Genomic DNA, 16,950 nt, shown 5'->3' with positions numbered 1-16,950 from the left:
CCGTGGATCGAGGCAAGGAGCGGATGCGGGATGCCCGTCCAGATGCACCACCCATCGCTCGACGAGGTGTCGCTGAGCGCGGTCTTCGCCGCGCTGTCCGACGACCACCGGCGCGGCGTGGTCGTCGCGCTGGCCGCGGACCCGACCAGCGAGCAGCCGTGTTCGGTGTTCCCGGTGCCCGGCACCAAGTCCACGCGCTCGTACCACTGGAAGGTGCTGCGCGAGGCGGGCCTGATCATCCAACGCAACACCGGCACCGGCATGATGCTGCGCCTTCGCGAACCCGAGTTCGAACAACGCTTCCCCGGCCTCCTCGCCAACCTCCTTCACCTTGAGGGCCGCCCACGATCCCGCGAAGACGGCACGAACGAGAACGAGAACGAGAACGAGGACGGCCTGCCCGACCGCTGATGCGCGAGGCGCCAGAGGGCCGAGGCTCGACGCCTCACCCGACTCTCCGCGTCCCCCGATTCGACCCTCGCCGACACGACATGCGCCGCCGCCGGCTCAGCACACCGCTCAACACGCCACGCCGGCGGCCCAGCGCCCGCCCCGGTAGGTCTCTTCGTACTCACCCCACCACGCACTGCGCTCTTCACGCTCCACGCTCGATGCCATGCGCCATGCGCCGACTCCCGCAGCGCCTGGCGCCGCCCGTTCCGAACCCCGCTCCGTCCGTCCTTTCCGCGCCTCACCCACGCTCACCCGGTCCCGGCTCCCCGTACGGCCTGTCACGCACGCCGTCGCCCCGTCGTCCGTCACCCCCCGCCCCGTCCCACCCGCCAGGTTCCGAGCCCCGCCCCGTGCCCGGCTCCGGCCTGCCGGCTTGGCTGGTGGGTGATCAGCGGATGGTGTCGCGGACGAGGACGGGTTCGGTACCCATCCGGCAGCGAGCAGCCGCCGGAGCGGGTCGGTCGGAGGCGAGTGAGGCGGTCGCGTGGTGGGTCTCGGCGTTGGCATCGTGCGGCCGGGAAATGGGTCTCGGCGTAGGCATCGTGGCGTTCGTGCCGCTCTTCACGCGTCATGGCCCGACCGGGGCGGCCGTCGTGTTCGACGAGGTCGTAAAGCGGTGGACAACCTTCCGGTACTGGGCGAGCATCTCCGCGGTGAACAACGAACTTCTCTCCACCCCCAAACGCGTCCGCTTCGTCGAGCTCGGCGCAAAAGCGCTGCGGGCGCTCGCCGACGGCGACCTCGCCGGCGGCAGCGCCGAGGCCGGGGTCGCCCTTGACGAACACTTCGTCTGCGACCGGGCCCGCTGGATCTTCGGTTATCGCGCCGACCAGCTCGCGAAGGACCCGTCTGCCGCGCCCTGGATCACGCGGGCCGCGGTGTCCGAGCCGGACGGCGTCGTCGTGGGCGATGCCGGGTTCCACGGGCCGCCGGACGAGGCCGGCGTGGTCGAGGTCGGCTACACCGTCGTGCCGGGGTACCGCCGCCAGGGCTATGCCCGCGCCATGCTGGCGGCGCTGCTCGACAGGGCCGCCGCCGAACCCGGTGTCACGACCGTGCGGGCCACGATCGGCGCCGACAACAGCGCCTCCCTGGCCACCATCGCGGGCTTCGGCTTCACGCGCGTCGGCGAGAAGGGGAACGACCGCGACGGACTCGCGTTCGTCTTCGAGGTCCCGGCAGACGCGACTCGTCGGGCGGAGTAGCCAACGAGTCAAGTAGCCGAGGAGGCCGAGCAGCCGACGAGTCGGGTAACCGGGGAGGCCGAGTGGCCGAGGAGTCGGGTAACCGAGTAACCGAGGAGCCAGGGAAGCCGAGTCGCCGAGGAGCCAAAAAGCTCCGGGCCGCGACGTGCGAAGGACCGCTCGGGTGGGGTGAGTTGTGAATGCGTTCAAGGCCGCTGCAGCCTCTTCAGCCTCTTGGATGCCCGCACGGGATGCTCGGTGACTCCGTGCAGGCGAAGGGGAGCGGGCGCGAGGACGATCACGACGATTCTGTGACTGGTCGAGATGGTTGTCACTTGGTCGAGATGGCTGTCACCGGCGCCAGTTCGCCAGCCTGCCATCTGTGCTCCGGCTACCCGGCCACACCATCATGCTGCGATGGCCCACGACATAGTGTTCTTCCTCGCTCCCGACGACGAGATTGCCGCTCCGACGCACCCGACGGGACCCGGCAGGGCCTTCGAGTCGGTGACCTGCCGATTCATTGAGACGCACAGTGCCATAGCCGAGTGGGACAGGTTCTTCTCGGAGCCCTCCGCGGACCTCCCGGCGCCCGAACTCTCCCACGGGTGGTGGCCGGAGTGGGTCACCGGCCCCTTCAACTGAACTGGTGACATCTGTCTCGACCAGGCACAGATTCGTGCCCGCTCGACACCCCAATACCGCGTGCGACGACCCGAGTTCGGCGGAATCCGTCGAGGTCGTCAGGTGGCGGAAGGCGATGCCTCGTAGGCGAGCCGCGTGCGCTCGCCTACGAGGCGGTCTCTCACCAGGGCGACGTGTGACCCGGATCGGCTTATCCGGTCGGCCCGTTCACCTTGCCGCGCCACCACCCGGCCGCCGAACCGCCACCGTGTCCGGGCGGTCAGCCCGGGTGCGGGCGGTGGCGGCGAGTCAGGGTCGGGCGGCGAGGGCCTCGACCTCGAACAGCACGTCGGGCGTGGCCAGGCTCGCGACACCGATGAGGGTTTGCGTGGGCGGTTTCGTACCCCAGCCCTCCTGTACGGCCCCGGCGATCGGCCCCAGCTTGCTGACGTCGTGGTTCACCACATACGTCCTGAGCTGGACGACGTGACCGAGGTCGAGCCCATGGGCGGCAAGAGCGGTGCCGATGTTGCGGAACGTCTGCTTCACCTGCTCGGCGAAGTCGTTCGAGACGACCGCGCCGTCCGGGCCCGATCCGTACTGACCCGCGACAAGCACCAGTTCGGTACCTGCGGGGACGGTGGCGGTGTGGCTGTAGCCGAACGGGACCGGGTCGTGCAGACCGTCCGGGTTGACGATGGCGTGTGCCATGTGGATCACCTCTCGTGTGCGATGGGGCTTTGCCGCGCTGGTAAGCCTCGCAACGAATCACGACATCCTGTGTCGTGTATTCCCGTAGAGTTTTCGGATGCGCGCCGATCGGTTGGTATCGCTGGTACTGCTGCTGCGGCAGCACGGTCGGCTGTCCGCGGCCGAGCTGGCCCGTGAGTTGGAGGTATCCACCCGCACCGTGCTGCGCGACGTAGAGGCGCTGTCCGCAGCCGGTGTTCCGGTCTACGCCGAACGCGGTCGGCACGGCGGTTTTGCTTTGCTGCCCGGTTTCCGGACCGAACTCACCGGACTGAACCACGACGAGGCACTTGCCCTGCTGGTCGCCGGATCGCGGCGCGGCGCGCAGGCATTCGGACTCGGTACGGCGCTCGCTTCGGCCATGCGCAAGGTGGTCGACGCGCTACCCGAGAGCTATCGGGCCACCGCGGCCGGTGCGGCTCAGCGATTGCTCATCGACCCGGAAATCGACCTCCTCGCGCGTCGGCCGGCGGTCGAGGAGGTGCCCGACGCGATAGTGGCCGAGGTCCGGCGCGCGGTGTTCGCCGGACACAAGCTGCGCATTCGCTACGCGGCTGTGGACCAGACCCCGAAGTGGCGCACGGTGGACCCGATCGGCCTGGTGACCGTACGCGAACAGGGGTACTTGCTGGCCACCCGATCCGGGGCGGACCGCACCTACCGGCTGTCCCGGGTCTTGGCCGCCGAGGAACTCGCCGTACCGGCACAGCGACCGGACCGGGTCGATCTGGACCGGGCCTGGCAGGAACGCAGCACGCAGTTTCGGACCGGCGGCGACCAAGTCACCGTGCTGGTACGGGTGGACCCGGCGCGGCGGCAGGACCTGGTGGGCACCGCGTTGGCCGTCCGCACCGAAGTAGCCGATGCGGACGGGCGGTTGCGGCTGGAGGTGACGTTCCAAGATCCGAGGCACGCCGAATGGGCGCTGTGGCACCTCGCCACGAGCGCGGAGGCCCTGGCCCCGGAATGGTTGCGCAACTCCCTGCGCAACCGCGCTGCCGCGATGGCCACTTGCTACGGAGAATCCTCCTGAGACGCCTTCTGCGGAACCCCGCGACCACGGCGGGCTTCGGAAACGGGACGCCGGATTCATCGACCGGTTCGGTCGGGCGGTGCTCCGCATCGCCGCCGGCCGGAAGGGCCACCCGAACCACCGGGCCGGCCGCGTCGGCGCTGCCTGCCCCGGAAGGCGATTACACCTGAGCATCCGGCGGCCCACCGGGGGCCGTGCGAGCCCCGTAGACCCCGTGCGTGGTCCCGCGGCGTCCCGCGTCTTCCCGCGTCGGGTTGCGTGTTGCGGGGCGGGCCGGCCTGCGGGGTTTGGTGAGTGGGGTCTCTGGCCTCCTGTGGGTGGCGGGGGTAGCATCGCAGAATGAATTGCTTAATCGTGTCAGCGCCGGAGTAGCTCGTCGCGCAATGCGCTGCGGTGTCGGAGCGGCTTCCCGCACGGTACGCGGTATGCCGCGGCCTCACGGAGCACCTTCCCGCGCGGTACGCCGCCGTTTCGGGGCACCCTCCCGCGCGGTACGCCCCTGCTCGATCGCCCCGAGCAGGCGCAGCGTGCCGACAGCAGGCGGAGACGTGCCACGAGCAGGCGCGGGTGCGCTCCGAGCGGGCGAGAGGCGTCCCCGAGGCAGGCGCAGCGTCGCGCTAGCACGCGTAGCGCGCGGGCTTCGGCACCGTGTCGGTCCATTCGGCCCGGAGCGAACGGCGTTCCGTCGACGTCCGCCGCACGGATATGGTCCGAATATGGGTGAATCGAGTGGTGTATCGAGCACGGTCGAGATCGACGGGGTCCGCCTGGCGTACGACGTGTGGGGTGCGCCGCAGGCCCCGCCGCTGGTGCTGTTGCACGCACTCGGCGAGGGCGCCGCGCATTGGGCGCGGATAGCCGAGTCGCTGGCCGAGGAGTGGCGGGTGTACGCGGTCGATCTGCGTGGGCACGGGCGCAGCGATTGGCCCGGCGACTACTCCGTCGAACTGATGCGGGACGACCTGGTCGGCTTCCTCGACGCACTCGGCCTCGATCGGGTCGATCTGATCGGGCACTCGCTGGGTGGCATGGTCGCGTACGTCTTCGCGCAGGAACATCCGGATCGGGTGGGCCGGTTGGTGCTGGAGGACGTCTCCGTCCCGTTGCCGCGCGACCCGAATCCGCCGACCCGGCCCGAGGGCGAACTCGACTTCGACTGGGACATGGTCGTGGCCCTGCGCAAGCAGGTCGATACCCCCGATCCCGTGTGGTGGGAGCGTCTGGCTCGGATCACCGCCCCCACCCTCGTCGTTGCCGGCGGCTCGGCGAGCCATATTCCGCAGGACCGCGTCACCGAATGGACCCGCCGCCTTCCCGACGCCCGGGTGGTCACCATCCCGGCCGGCCACCTGATCCACGCCGCCGAGCCCCAAGCCTTCACCGAGGTGACCCGGGCCTTCCTGCGCACACCCGCCGGCCCCACCCGCCACCACTCGCCACGCTGATCGGCGCACCGGGGCGCAGGCGGCGGTCGGGCGTGGCGATGCCGGCACTTGCCGCGAAGGCGCTTGCCGATCTCGGCGAGTTACGCGCCGAAGCGTAGGGTTTCGCCGGTTTCCAGCACCGTCTTGAGGTTGGACAGGATCATTGGCCAGCCCTCGCGGATGCTCTTGAGCATTTCGGAATCCGGTGCGAAGCCGTCGTGCAGGACACGCAGCGCGACCACCTCGCCCAGCGGTACCAGGTCGAAGGAGACCCGCGAGATCGGCTCACGGCGGTGTTCGGCGAGTTCTTCCGGGCTCCAGCCGAACATCTCGCCGATCTCGGGCTCGTAGTTGTGCCACGTGTAGGCCAGTCGACGCGGTGGCTCGGCCGCCAGGACCACCTGACCGGCGTCCCGTGGTGCCGTCCGCGGTGACATCGACCAGCGGACCGGCGAGCCGACCTGCCAGTCCGATTCCGGTCCCGAGCCGTCGAAGTAGCGGTTGATCTCGGCCCGTTCGGTCAGCGCGCGCCACAACTCCTCGGGCGTGGTGCGGATGTACATGACATACGTGAACTGCGTGTCGGACACAGGGTTTCTCCCAAGAGGGGCGGCATGGCACGCGGGCGCGACCGATGCCCGGGATCGCCTTCATTTCACTATCCGCCGAATCGGCCCGACAGTCCGGCACCGCGCGCACGCCACGCCGAAGGTCCCCACAGAACCACGGCGACGTGGTCCGATCGGCCGATCGCACACCCTGTGGCAGGGCGGGCACCCGTCCCGCCGGCATACCCCTACGGACAATCCGAACGATCCGTACCCGGGAGCGGGCCCGGGTCACCCTCCTCGGCTTCCTTACCCATCGGGTCGAGCATCGGTGCCGACGTCGGTGCCAATGCCGGTGCGGCCCCCGGCTCCGGCCCCGGCCCCGGCTTCGGCACTCGTTCCGGTACCAGTGCCGCCGCCGGTTCCGGCGCCGGTTCCGGCGCCAGTTCCGGCACCAGCTCCAGGGCCATCGACACCGAGTCCACGTAGCGGCCGTCGAGCAGGAACTCACCCCGGGCGATGCCCTCGACGATGTATCCGCCCTTCTCGTACAGCCGCCACGCGTGCGAGTTGGTCCCCAGTACGTGCAGCGTGATCCGTCGTGCGTTGCGGCGGACGGCCTCGGCGCGGGCGGCGGACAGCAGCAGGGTGCCGATGCCGCGGCCCTGGTGGGCGGGATCCACCGCGAAGCCGTTGATGTATTGGACATGCGCACTGGCGGCCATCCGCGATGGGCGTATCTTGACGAAGCCGCGTACCGCCGACCCCTCGTGCGCCACCAGCACGTTCGCCGGCGGGGTGTCGGGGTCGAAGAACGGGCACGCCGGCGGACGGGGCGGCGTCGGGGTGACCCGCAGACTCCAGGTGTCGTGGTCGATCCGGGCCAGTGCGGGTTCATCCGCGGGTAAGGCGGCGCGTATCCCGGTGCCAGTGCCAGTGCCAGTGCCAGTGCCGGTGCCGGTTCCAGTGCCGGGCCGGGGCCGGGATGCGTCGTCGGTGTCCCGAGTGTCTTGATGCATGCGCCCAGGGTGATCGGCGTGCGCTCGCCCCGGCAAGGCACTTTCTCGGATTCGGACCACGTGGCGCCCGCGAGTCGCCCCGCCGCCGCCCCGGCCGCCGGACCGCCCGCCGAGGAAGCCCGGCTCGTCCGCCCCGCCACCCCCCGATCCATCGGCCACGAGGGGGCAGGATGCCTCCGGAGAGGTATGCCGGGCCCGGGTCGCGGTGCGACCGATGGCCGATGTGCGGCACCGGACGCGGAACCAGGATCGGGACATGACCCGATCCTCGCCGACCTCGAAGGTCGCGCTGCCCGCGTTCGTTCTCGCCCTCGCCCTCGTGTCGGCCCTGCCGACCGCCGTTGCGCCCCCCGCCGCCGCGGCTTCCGCACCCGCAGCCTCCATCGACTTCATCCCGGCCGAGGCCGAGGCCGACGCCCCAACGCCCGCCGGCCGGACCTCGCTGCCCCATCCCACCGGCTCATTCGCCGTCGGTCGGGAGTCCCTGCATCTCGTCGACCGGGCCCGGCGGGACCCGTGGGTGCCGCAGGCCGGTGCGCGCGAGCTGATGGTCGGCATGTACTACCCCGCCCAGCCCGGCACCGGCACGGGTGCGTCCGCGCCGTATGCCACCGTCGAGGAGGCCCGCCTGCTGCTCACGGACCGGGGGCTGGGCGACCTCTTCCCCGCCGAGACGCTCGCCGCCACCGGAACCGACGTCAAGGTCGGTGCCCGACCCGCGCGTGGCCGGTTTCCGCTCGTGCTGCTGTCCCCGGGATTCGGCGTCTCCGCGTACACGCTCACCGGTCTGGCCGAGGAACTCGCAAGCCGGGGCTACGTGGTGGCCGCCGTCGACCACGCGTACGAGTCGGTGGGAACCGCCTTTCCGGGCGGCCGGATGCTCACCTGCGTCGCGTGCGAAAAGGTCCGGACCGAGGAGGACCTGGCCGCGGTCACCGCGGGTCGGGCCGAGGACGCGTCCTTCGTGCTGGATCGGCTCACCGGATCGCGGCCGACCTGGCGGCACGCCGTGGCCCTGATCGACCGGAGCCGAATCGCCATGGCCGGCCACTCGATCGGCGGCGCGAGCGCGGCGGCGGCGATGGCGGCCGACCCCCGAATCCGGGCGGGCGTCGACATCGACGGTGCGTTCCACTCGGCGGTGCCCGAAACCGGCCTGCGCGGACGTCCGTTCATGATGCTCGGCACCGACGACGACACCCACCGGCCGGGAGGCGTGGATCGCAGTTGGGACGAGGCGTGGGGTCGACTCGACGGCTGGAAAAGGTGGTTGACGGTGGTCGGCGCGAATCACTACAGCTTCACCGACGTCCCGACCTTCCTCGACCAACTCGGCCTACCGGGAGGGGAGTTGCCGGCCACCCTCGCAGGACGCCGCGGATTGCACCTGACCCGCGCCTACGTCGGAGCGTTCCTCGACCTCCACCTGAAGTGCATCCCTCAGCCCCTGCTGACCGGTGCGGCACCGGCCAACCCGGAGGTCAGGTTCAACAATCCGGTTCGGTGACCTCCGCGGCCTTACCGCGTACCGACAGTGATCACGTCGGCCGTTCCCTGGAGGCAGTGCCCACCGAACAGGTCACCCGCTGAACAGGTGAAGACATACGAAGGCAACAGCCGAAGACGAAGACATGCAAAGGCAAGCAACGGAGGCAAGCAGGGCAAACAGGGCAAGCAACGGAGGCACGCAAACGGAGACCGGCAAACGGAGGCACGCAAACGGAGACTGGCACGGCGACACACAAAAACGCGCCCGTCAGGCCCGGTAACCGAACCGACGAACGCGCGCCAAGGACCTACGAGGTGGGCTCCCTGCGCCGGCATTGTCCGGATCAGGTGCTAGGGGTCGCGTTCCGATCCAACTTCGACCTTCACGCCTCTCAGCCCGACCGCCCGACCTTGGCTTGAGCCTAAGCTCCCTTCTCCAAGGCCAACCACTGGTAGCCGAACTCCCTCGCTCGCCCCGTAGGCCACTAACCACCATACTCCGGTGCAAAAGCCCCGGCAAGGGTCGGCTCGATATGTGAAACGTGGTTGGCGTCCCGAGGCTGGTGGGCTTCGGGACGCCAATTGTGGTCGGTGGGCCGCGTGATGGCTGCGCACGAGTTCGGCCGGCCCGCGGCCGGCCCGGCCGTCCACGAGGGTGGCCCGGCGGCGTCGCGTGGCCGCCGCCGGGCTCGGGAGGCACCGGCCGAAAGGGGGTCGACCGATGCCGGCAGGTGGGTTCAGCCGGTGCTTCTCAGTGGTTCGGCGGTCGCCTCGGCCGTTGCCCCGACTCTTGGTTCAACCGTTTGTTGGTTCAACCGTTGGTTCAACCGTTGGTTCGGCCGCCGGTTCGGCCATTGCCTCGGCACTTCGCTCAACCCGTAAAGTTCTTGAAGAGATTGGTGAATTCGTACGGGGCCTGGCTGATGCTGCTGCACGTCGGTGAGACGCCGCCGCCCGGGCAGGAGCCGTTGTCCCGGCCCACCGACCAGAACGCCAGCCGGCCGATGTGGTTGGTGTTCGCCCACGTGACCAGCTTGCTCGCGTCCGATTGGACGAAGATCTTGCCGTTGTAGTTGCGGCCGATCATCGGGGTCACCGCGAGCATGCCCTTGAGTTCGGCGTCCGACTTGGCGGGCCAGATCTCCTTCATCTGACGCAGCGTCGATTCGGCGGCAGTGATCACCGCGTCACCCCACACCGGGCGCGAGGTGCCGAACTCCATCGCCATCGGATTGACGATGTCGACCCGAACGCCGTTGTCCCGGGCGTTCTTGAGCAGGTCCACGCCCAGGGACGGGGTCAGCCCGTAGTCGTCGCCCTGCACCATCAGGGTGAAGCTGACGGTGGTGGCGGGTCGGTCCCGTTGCACCTTGGCCAACGCCTTGTTCATGGTGTCGATCGGGATGGACGCCTCGATGTCGATGTCGAGGTGTTTGATGCCGAGGGTGTCGATCACCTTGGTGTACGCGGCGGCGAGTGCGTTGACGCTGCCGCAGGACGCCTCCAGGTACGGGCCTGCCGCGCCGCCGAAGGCGACCACGACATCACCACCCTGGGCGCGAAGTGCGTTGATCTGGTTGACGATGCGCGGTTCGTCGAGCGCGATCGTACCGCCCCACTTGGGATCGCAGCCGCTGTTGCTGCCCAGGACGAAGGCGAGCGTGAACAGCTTCTGGCCGGTGGCCGCGGCGACATCGGTCAGGGTCGGGGTGGGTGCGGTGATGTCGATGTACGGGACGCTGCGCACCGATCCCGGTGGGGGATTGCCGCCGCCCGTCGTGGTGGTGGCGATCAGTTCGGGAGTGAACGGGGACACGTTGCCCGCCGGGTCCTTCGCGCGCACCTTGACCGGGTATCCGGTGCCGGGGGTGAGTCCGGACAGTGTCACGCTCGGGCCGGCGCTGGTCGCGGTGGGTGCGCCGTCGACGTAGACGTCGTAACCCGCGACCCGGTCGTCGTCCGTGGACGCGGTCCAGGACAGGGTCAGCGCGGTCGGGCCGGCGTTGGCCACGCGCAGGTCGGTGGGCGCGCTGGGCGCGGTCGTGTCGGGGCCGGCCGGTCCGACACACGGGTTGCCGTTGAGCTTGCAGTTGCCGGGAGTTCCGGTGCCTGCGCCGAGGAAGCCGAAGGTGGCCGAGGCGCCGGGGGCGAGGGTGCCGTTGTACTCGCGGTTGGTGAAGACGTAGTGGCCGCCGCTCGATCCGGTCTGCAAGGCATCCCAGTACGAGCCGACGGTGGTGCCGGCGGGCAGGTCGAACTCGACCCGCCACGCGGTGAGTGTGGTGGTGCCCTGGTTGCGGATCGTGTACTGCCCGGTGAAGCCGGAACCCCAGTCGGACGCCTTGGCGAAGGTCGCCTCGGGGGTCGCGGCGTGCGCGGAGCCGGCGGGCAGGACGACCAGTGCGAGCGGTGCGGCGACGGTCGCGGCCAGGACGCGGGCGAGTGCGCGCAGCGGCCGGCGGGTGGGCCGGGGCGAGGCGCTTGGCGAGGAACGGCGGTCGTGGGAGGGCGAGTTGCGGCGAAGTGCGGGGAACGCAGAGATCATCGAGCCGGCTCCTGGACACGTCTGGGACACGAGTCGGGGGACGAGAGCGGTGCTGGACATGCCGTGCGCACGCCGCCGGTTGGCGTGCACCACCGCTCGCGGCCGGGCGGTGGGGCAGTCGGTGCGGGGGTACCCGGTGCCGGGAAGCGTCGGGTGTCGGGCGCTTGGTGGGTGGTTCTCGGTGGGGGTTGGTTCGGCGGTGCTCAGTGGTGCTCGGCGGGGGTTGGTCCGGCGGTGCTCAGTGGTGCTCGGCGGGCGTTGGTTCGGCGGTGCTCAGTGGTTCTGGCCGGCGCTGGTCCGCCAGTGCTCGGGTGGTTCTCGGTGGCGCCCATCTTCCGGTGTTCGGGTGGTTCACGTCGGCGCCGATCTTCCCGGCGCCGATGTCCGAAAAGCCGGACGATCGCCGTCCGCACCGCGCCGACGAGCGTCCTTGCACGGACAATGGTCTATACCAACCGTGTTCCCGTCCATAGTGCGCGAGCACTTTTCGGGGTCGCCCGGCAAGTATTGGCAAGGCGGCCTCCGATCGCGGAAAATTTTTCCGCGCCACAATGACGACACAACTGACGGTCAGTCAGAAATAGAGTCGCGCAGGCCATCCCGACTTTTCGGCGTCGTTCACGACGCCTCGGTTGGGGAGTAATGACGGTCCAACCGCGCGATGCAATCGGAAAGACCGGCTCCGCGCTCTTGCGCGACCGGACGAGCGCGGCGACTCTGAGTACCGCCGCACCATTGGTCTATACCTGTCCCCCGGACCGCAGGCGGCGGCGTTCGTACGCCGGAACACCCGGATCCGTCGCGGCCATCGCGGATCCCCGTCCCACCTGTGCCGACTCGCCCCAGCCGTGCCGACTCACCCCGTCCGCGCCGACCGTCCCATCCGCGCCGATCCGCCCCATCCGGGGGCTCCCCGCACGGGGGAGCTGCCGTACGAGGCCCCCGCACGTCCCCGATATCGGCAATTCCCTTACCCGGAGGGCTTCATGAAGTCTCGCCGCAAGGTCGCGGCGTTCGCCGCGGCCTGCTGTCTGACGCCCCTGACGATCGCCGCGCTCGCCACCGGAACGGCGCAGGCACACGGCACCTTGAGCAATCCGCTCAGCCGCACCGGCACGTGTCGCGCCGAGAATCCGGAGAACCCCACGTCCGCCGCGTGCAAGGCGGCTGTCGCGATCGGCGGCACGCAGCCCGTGTACGACTGGAACGAGGTCAACCTCGCGGACGTTGCCGGCCGGCATCGTCAAGTGATCCCGGACGGCAAGTTGTGCAGTGCCGGGCGGGACAAGTACAAGGGCTTCGACCAGGCGCGCGCCGACTGGCCGGCGACCGCGGTCTCCGCGGGCAGTACCTTCAACTTCCTGTTCCGGGCCACCTCACCGCACCGCGGCACGTTCGAGTTCTACGTGACCCGGGACGGATACGACCCCACGGTGCCGCTGAAGTGGTCGGATCTGGAGCCCACTCCGTTCCTGACCCAGACCGACCCGCCCTTGGACAACGTGTCGTTCGTGATGAACGGGCGAATGCCCGCCGGCAAGACCGGTCGGCACCTGATCTACGTCGTCTACCAACGCACCGACAGCCCCGAGGCGTTCTACTCGTGCTCGGACGTGGTCTTCGGCGCCGCCGCCGCGCGGGTGAACCCGGCCACCGCGCCGCTGGCACGCGAGACCGGCGCGCCGTACATCGAACCCGCCGGGCACCACCACGAGACCATCAACGAGGCGCCGGCCGCGGCAGCCGTACCGGACACCGGCCCCGCCGGCGTTCCGCGCGCGGCGACCATCGGCGCGGCGGGCGCGGGTGCGCTGATCATCCTCGGGGGCGGCGCCGTGATGTCGACCAACCGGCGCCGAGAGGCCCGTGCCCGGCGCTGATCCCGCGCCCGGCACCCCACAGATGCCACCTCCGGTCCGGACGAAGCCGACGGGCCCGACCAACCCGACGACCGCCGCCGGGCCGGAGGTGGGCCATTCCCCGCCAGACCGCTCCGCCGCTCCGCCGCTTGCCCTCTCACTGCCTCATCGTCTCGCCGCCTCACCTCCTCGCCGCCTCGCCCCCCGCCGCAGCTCCAAGGCGAGGCCCGAGTCACCGCGAAGCGGCGGGCACACCCCCCGTCCCGCACCGCCTTCCCGTCTCGCACCGCCTTCCCGTCCCACCGAATGCGGGAGTACCCATGCGACGACCAAGTCCGCTCCGTACCCTGGCGACCGTGCTGACCACCGCAGCCGCCTCGTTGGGGCTCGTGTTGTCCGCCGGCGGCGCGGCGCAGGCCGCCCCGCAGGCCGCCCCGGAGGCGGCTCCGCAGGCCACGCTCACGCAGGCCGCGGCCACTCCGATGCCGGCCCACGTGTTCGCGCCGTACTTCGAGGCGTGGACCGGAGAGAGCCCGGCGACGTTGTCCGCGCAGTCCGGCGCGAAGTACCTGACCATGGCCTTCATCCAGACCCCGAGCAAGGGGTCCTGCACGCCGTACTGGTCCGGGGACACCGGGATGCCGATCTCCCAGTCCACGTTCGGGGCGGACATCGCCACGATCCGCGCGGCCGGCGGCGATGTGATCCCGTCGTTCGGCGGCTATACCGCGGACAACACCGGTACCGAGATCGCGGACAGCTGCACCAACGTCAACTCGATCGCCGCCGCGATCCAGAACGTCGTCTCGACCTACGACGTCAGCCGGATCGACCTCGACATCGAGGACAACTCGCTCACCAACCCGGCCGGCATCGACCGTCGCAACAAGGCGATCAAGCAGGTACAGGCATGGGCGGCGAGCACCGGCCGGCCACTGCAGATCCAGTACACGCTGCCCACCACGACGCAGGGCCTGGCCCAGAGCGGCCTGGCCGTGTTGCAGAACGCGGTCTCCAACGGGACCAGGGTCGACGTGGTCAACATCATGACGTTCGACTACTACGACAACCAGCCGCACCAGATGGCCAACGACACCAAGACGGCCGCGACCGGCCTGAAGAACCAGCTCGCGCAGCTGTATCCGAACAAGACCCAGGCCGAACTGTGGGCCATGGTCGGGGTCACCGAGATGCCCGGCGTGGACGACTTCGGCCCGGCCGAGACGTTCACCACCGCCGACGCGGTCACCGTCTACAACTGGGCCAAGACGCAAGGCATCGGCACTCTGTCGATGTGGGCCCTCCAGCGCGACAACGGCTCCTGTCCGGGCGGCGGGGCGGCCGACAACTGCTCCGGAATCCCGCAGGACACCTGGTACTTCACGCACACCTTCGCGCCGTTCACCAGCGGCGGAGGACCGGTCACCAACGACTTCTCGCTCGCGTTGAACCCCGGATCCGGGTCCGTTGCCAAGGGCGCCGCCACCTCGGCGACGATCAACACCGCCGTCACCGCGGGTACCGCACAGAACGTCGCGTTGACGGTGACCGGTGCGCCCGCCGGGGTGGCCGCCACGGTCAGCCCGACCTCGGTGACCGCGGGCGGATCGGCGACCCTGAACATCGCCGCCTCCACGTCCGCGACGCCGGGCACCTACCCGCTGACCGTCACCGGCACCGGCCCGTCGGCCACGCACACCGCGACCTACACGCTCACCGTCACCTCCGGACCGGTCACCGACGACTTCTCCATCCAGGTCGTCCCGGCGTCGGGCACCATCGCCCAGGGCGGCAGCGCGTCGGCGCAGGTCGGCACCGCAGTCACCGCGGGCGCGACCCAGAACGTCGCGTTGACGGTGACCGGTGCGCCCAACGGGGTCGCCGCCACGGTCAGCCCGACCTCGGTGACCGCGGGCGTGTCGGCGACGCTCACCGTCAGCGCCTCCGCGACCGCCACGCCCGGCACCTACACGCTCACCGTCGCCGGCGTCGGCCCGTCGGCGTCGCACAGCGCGGTGTACAACCTCACCGTGACCGGCGGGCCCGGTGGCGGCCTGCTCAACGCCGACCTGGAGAGCGGCGCACTCAGCCCGTGGACCTGCCAGCCGGGCGGTGCGGTGGTCACCTCCGTCGCGCACGGCGGCACCCACGCCATCGAGGCCGCGGTCGGCGCGGCACAGACCGGCGAATGCCGGCAGACCCTGCAACTGGCCCCGAACTCCTCCCACACGCTCACCGGTTGGGTCCGTGGCAACTACGCCTACCTGGGCGTCAGCGGCGGCGCCACCGCGAGCACATGGGCGTCGCCCGGGGCCGCGTGGACCAAGCTGACCATCCCGTTCACGGTCGGCGCCTCCGGCTCGGTGACGGTCTACCTGCACGGTTGGTACGCCCAAGGCTCGGTCTTCGGGGACGACTTCGCGATCAGCTGAGACCGGACAGCCGAGGCGGGCCGCGCGGATCCCACCGGATCCCGCCGGATTTGCCGGGATAAATCCCCCGGGATAAATCCCCCGGGATGGATCCCACCCGATCCCACCGGATCCACGCGGCCCGCCCCGAACGCTCCGCCGATCGCCCAGGAACGCCGGACGTCGGCTCGCGACCCCACCGCGAGCCGGCGGCCGGTTGCCCACGTGCGCACACTGTCCCGCCCGCCGCCGCGGAGCGAACCTGATCGGCCTTCGTCACAACCGCCCGCCCGCCACCCGCCCGCCGGCCGGTCGTCGGCCGTTCGCCCGCGGTCGCCAAGCCGTGCGCCTCCGCCGCAGCCGACGCAGCCGACACAGCCGCTGCGGGCGAGGGAGGTGGGCAGCTGCGGAGGCGGGCTTCGGGTGAACGGAGCGCCTTGGTTTGCCAGTTCGTGACGGAGTGTGCGAAGTCGCCGACGGCGGGTATCGAACGGTTTAGCGTGACCGCTGATCGAGCGCCGGCCGCATCGTCCGAGAACCGCCAGGGGGCCGACATGGCACGGGATTTCCGCAGAAACAGCAGGCCGGGTAGGCCCGACGGACCAGTCGGGAGGGGCCGATGAGCTCACCCACCCAGCTTCGACCGGCGGTCCCGCTGCATCGGCTGGACGTCCCCGCGCCGAGCATTCTGCCGTTCGCGATCGGCTCGTTCGACACGATCGGACCGATGTCCCGGGCCGACTTCCCCCATCGGCACACCTTCTACGAGATCGTCTTCGTGACCGGTGGGCGCGGTACGCACGTGGTCGATCTGGCGCCGAGAACGGTCAATCCGCCGCACCTGTTCTTCGTCGTGCCGGGCCAGGTGCACTTCTGGCACCGCATGCAGGGACTCACCGGCTGGGTCGTCCTGTTCAACGACGACTTCCTGTTCGCCCACCCCGAGGATCGGGACACGATCCGCGAACTGGCCGGGTATCCGCGGCTGCGGCCCACGCCCGACGCGGCGCCGGGACTTGCCGGGGTGGTGGCGGAGATGCGCCGCGAATACGCCGAGCAGGGCGAGGGGTTCATTCCGGTCCTGCAGGCATACCTGCATGTGCTGATCCTGCGTGCGGCCCGACTCGCGGCCCAGGACGGCCCGGACGCCGAGCCGGAACCTGACCCGGGTCCCACCGCCGTCATCGCGCAGCGCTTCGCCCGGCTCCTGGACGGGCCGGTGGACCCGGATCCCCTGGAGCGTACGGTCGGTGCGTACGCCGCCCAACTGGGCGTCTCGGTGGGGCATCTCAACCACGCGGTGAAGAGTGCCACCGGCCGTACGCCCGGCCAGATCATCCGCCAGACCCAGGTGGTCGAGGCCAAACGGCTGCTGGCGGGCAGTGATCTGACGGTGCGTCAGGTGGCCGATCGGGTGGGTTTCGCGGACCCCGCGTACTTCTGCCGGTTCTTCCGCCGGGAGACCGGGAGCACCCCCGGCGAGTACCGCCGGGAGATCAACGCGAAGCACCACGAGAGCCTTGCTTTGTCCATCGACGCGCCCGATCGCCGCGCATAGGTTCAGACCAATCGCGAGTGGGCCGGATCGATTCGCCTCGACCCGGCCCACCCG

Annotated in this window: 12 protein-coding genes and 1 pseudogene; 9 read left to right on the top strand and 4 right to left on the bottom strand. The window is 70.3% G+C overall.

Annotation, left to right across the window (positions count from 1 at the left end):
- The first annotated feature begins 30 nt into the window (after nt 1–30).
- The 3 genes from ACZOOI_RS36870 to ACZOOI_RS36860 all read left to right on the top strand — a co-directional run bounded on the left by ACZOOI_RS36870 (nt 31) and on the right by ACZOOI_RS36860 (nt 2,282).
- A complete protein-coding gene (locus ACZOOI_RS36870) occupies nt 31–411 on the top strand; it encodes an ArsR/SmtB family transcription factor (protein ID WP_465283927.1) in 381 nt (126 codons plus the stop codon).
- Nucleotides 412–995: 584 nt separating this feature from the next.
- Complete coding sequence (locus ACZOOI_RS36865) at nt 996–1,658, top strand: GNAT family N-acetyltransferase (protein ID WP_465283926.1); 663 nt, start codon at nt 996–998, stop codon at nt 1,656–1,658.
- A 396-nt stretch (nt 1,659–2,054) separates the two neighbouring features.
- Nucleotides 2,055–2,282 (top strand): hypothetical protein, encoded by a 228-nt coding sequence (locus tag ACZOOI_RS36860; RefSeq protein WP_465283925.1) that lies wholly within the window; start codon nt 2,055–2,057, stop codon nt 2,280–2,282.
- 288 nt (nt 2,283–2,570) lie between these two features.
- Here the strand turns inward: ACZOOI_RS36860 and ACZOOI_RS36855 are convergent, their stop codons facing one another.
- Entirely contained in the window at nt 2,571–2,972 is a 402-nt protein-coding gene (locus ACZOOI_RS36855; RefSeq protein WP_465283924.1) for a RidA family protein, read from the bottom strand.
- Between the two features lie 97 nt (nt 2,973–3,069).
- Between ACZOOI_RS36855 and ACZOOI_RS36850 the strand changes: the two genes are divergently transcribed.
- Both ACZOOI_RS36850 and ACZOOI_RS36845 read left to right on the top strand, forming a co-directional pair.
- Nucleotides 3,070–4,044 (top strand): helix-turn-helix transcriptional regulator, encoded by a 975-nt coding sequence (locus tag ACZOOI_RS36850; protein ID WP_465283923.1) that lies wholly within the window; start codon nt 3,070–3,072, stop codon nt 4,042–4,044.
- Between the two features lie 716 nt (nt 4,045–4,760).
- Nucleotides 4,761–5,489, top strand: a complete 729-nt coding sequence (locus ACZOOI_RS36845; protein ID WP_465283922.1) for an alpha/beta fold hydrolase — start codon at nt 4,761–4,763, stop codon at nt 5,487–5,489.
- Nucleotides 5,490–5,569: 80 nt separating this feature from the next.
- Here the strand turns inward: ACZOOI_RS36845 and ACZOOI_RS36840 are convergent, their stop codons facing one another.
- Both ACZOOI_RS36840 and ACZOOI_RS36835 read right to left on the bottom strand, forming a co-directional pair.
- On the bottom strand, nt 5,570–6,058 hold the full coding sequence (locus ACZOOI_RS36840; protein ID WP_465283921.1) for an SRPBCC family protein: 489 nt from the start codon (nt 6,056–6,058) through the stop codon (nt 5,570–5,572).
- Nucleotides 6,059–6,264: 206 nt separating this feature from the next.
- Complete coding sequence (locus ACZOOI_RS36835; RefSeq protein ID WP_465283920.1) at nt 6,265–7,035, bottom strand: GNAT family N-acetyltransferase; 771 nt, start codon at nt 7,033–7,035, stop codon at nt 6,265–6,267.
- Nucleotides 7,036–7,291: 256 nt separating this feature from the next.
- On the opposite strand from ACZOOI_RS36835, the gene ACZOOI_RS36830 reads away from it, so the two are divergent.
- Nucleotides 7,292–8,542: an alpha/beta hydrolase family protein gene (locus ACZOOI_RS36830; RefSeq protein WP_465283919.1), complete on the top strand. Its 1,251-nt coding sequence runs from the start codon at nt 7,292–7,294 to the stop codon at nt 8,540–8,542.
- Nucleotides 8,543–9,394: 852 nt separating this feature from the next.
- Here the strand turns inward: ACZOOI_RS36830 and ACZOOI_RS36825 are convergent.
- On the bottom strand, nt 9,395–11,068 hold the full coding sequence (locus ACZOOI_RS36825) for a cellulose binding domain-containing protein (protein ID WP_465283918.1): 1,674 nt from the start codon (nt 11,066–11,068) through the stop codon (nt 9,395–9,397).
- 986 nt (nt 11,069–12,054) lie between these two features.
- On the opposite strand from ACZOOI_RS36825, the gene ACZOOI_RS36820 reads away from it, so the two are divergent.
- The 3 genes and pseudogenes from ACZOOI_RS36820 to ACZOOI_RS36810 all read left to right on the top strand — a co-directional run bounded on the left by ACZOOI_RS36820 (nt 12,055) and on the right by ACZOOI_RS36810 (nt 16,896).
- Entirely contained in the window at nt 12,055–12,948 is an 894-nt protein-coding gene (locus ACZOOI_RS36820; RefSeq protein WP_465283917.1) for a lytic polysaccharide monooxygenase auxiliary activity family 9 protein, read from the top strand.
- Nucleotides 12,949–13,247: 299 nt separating this feature from the next.
- Nucleotides 13,248–14,741, top strand: a pseudogene (locus ACZOOI_RS36815) (glycosyl hydrolase family 18 protein); the annotation flags it as partial.
- Between the two features lie 1,216 nt (nt 14,742–15,957).
- Nucleotides 15,958–16,896, top strand: coding sequence for a helix-turn-helix transcriptional regulator (locus ACZOOI_RS36810; protein WP_465283916.1), 939 nt, complete (start codon nt 15,958–15,960; stop codon nt 16,894–16,896).
- The last annotated feature ends 54 nt before the right edge of the window (nt 16,897–16,950 follow it).

The sequence above is a fragment of the Embleya sp. L77 genome, assembly GCF_055557415.1.
This window is presented reverse-complemented; position numbering and strand designations above follow the sequence as displayed.

What these genes read in the sequence shown, in the direction of transcription:
- ACZOOI_RS36855 (WP_465283924.1), bottom strand. Translation starts at nt 2,972, where the DNA reads ATGGCACACGCCATCGTCAACCCGGACGGTCTGCACGACCCGGTCCCG.
- ACZOOI_RS36845 (WP_465283922.1), top strand. Translation starts at nt 4,761, where the DNA reads ATGGGTGAATCGAGTGGTGTATCGAGCACGGTCGAGATCGACGGGGTC.
- ACZOOI_RS36810 (WP_465283916.1), top strand. Translation starts at nt 15,958, where the DNA reads ATGAGCTCACCCACCCAGCTTCGACCGGCGGTCCCGCTGCATCGGCTG.
- ACZOOI_RS36850 (WP_465283923.1), top strand. Translation starts at nt 3,070, where the DNA reads ATGCGCGCCGATCGGTTGGTATCGCTGGTACTGCTGCTGCGGCAGCAC.
- ACZOOI_RS36820 (WP_465283917.1), top strand. Translation starts at nt 12,055, where the DNA reads ATGAAGTCTCGCCGCAAGGTCGCGGCGTTCGCCGCGGCCTGCTGTCTG.
- ACZOOI_RS36825 (WP_465283918.1), bottom strand. Translation starts at nt 11,068, where the DNA reads ATGATCTCTGCGTTCCCCGCACTTCGCCGCAACTCGCCCTCCCACGAC.
- ACZOOI_RS36870 (WP_465283927.1), top strand. Translation starts at nt 31, where the DNA reads ATGCCCGTCCAGATGCACCACCCATCGCTCGACGAGGTGTCGCTGAGC.
- ACZOOI_RS36835 (WP_465283920.1), bottom strand. Translation starts at nt 7,035, where the DNA reads ATGCATCAAGACACTCGGGACACCGACGACGCATCCCGGCCCCGGCCC.
- ACZOOI_RS36860 (WP_465283925.1), top strand. Translation starts at nt 2,055, where the DNA reads ATGGCCCACGACATAGTGTTCTTCCTCGCTCCCGACGACGAGATTGCC.
- ACZOOI_RS36830 (WP_465283919.1), top strand. Translation starts at nt 7,292, where the DNA reads ATGACCCGATCCTCGCCGACCTCGAAGGTCGCGCTGCCCGCGTTCGTT.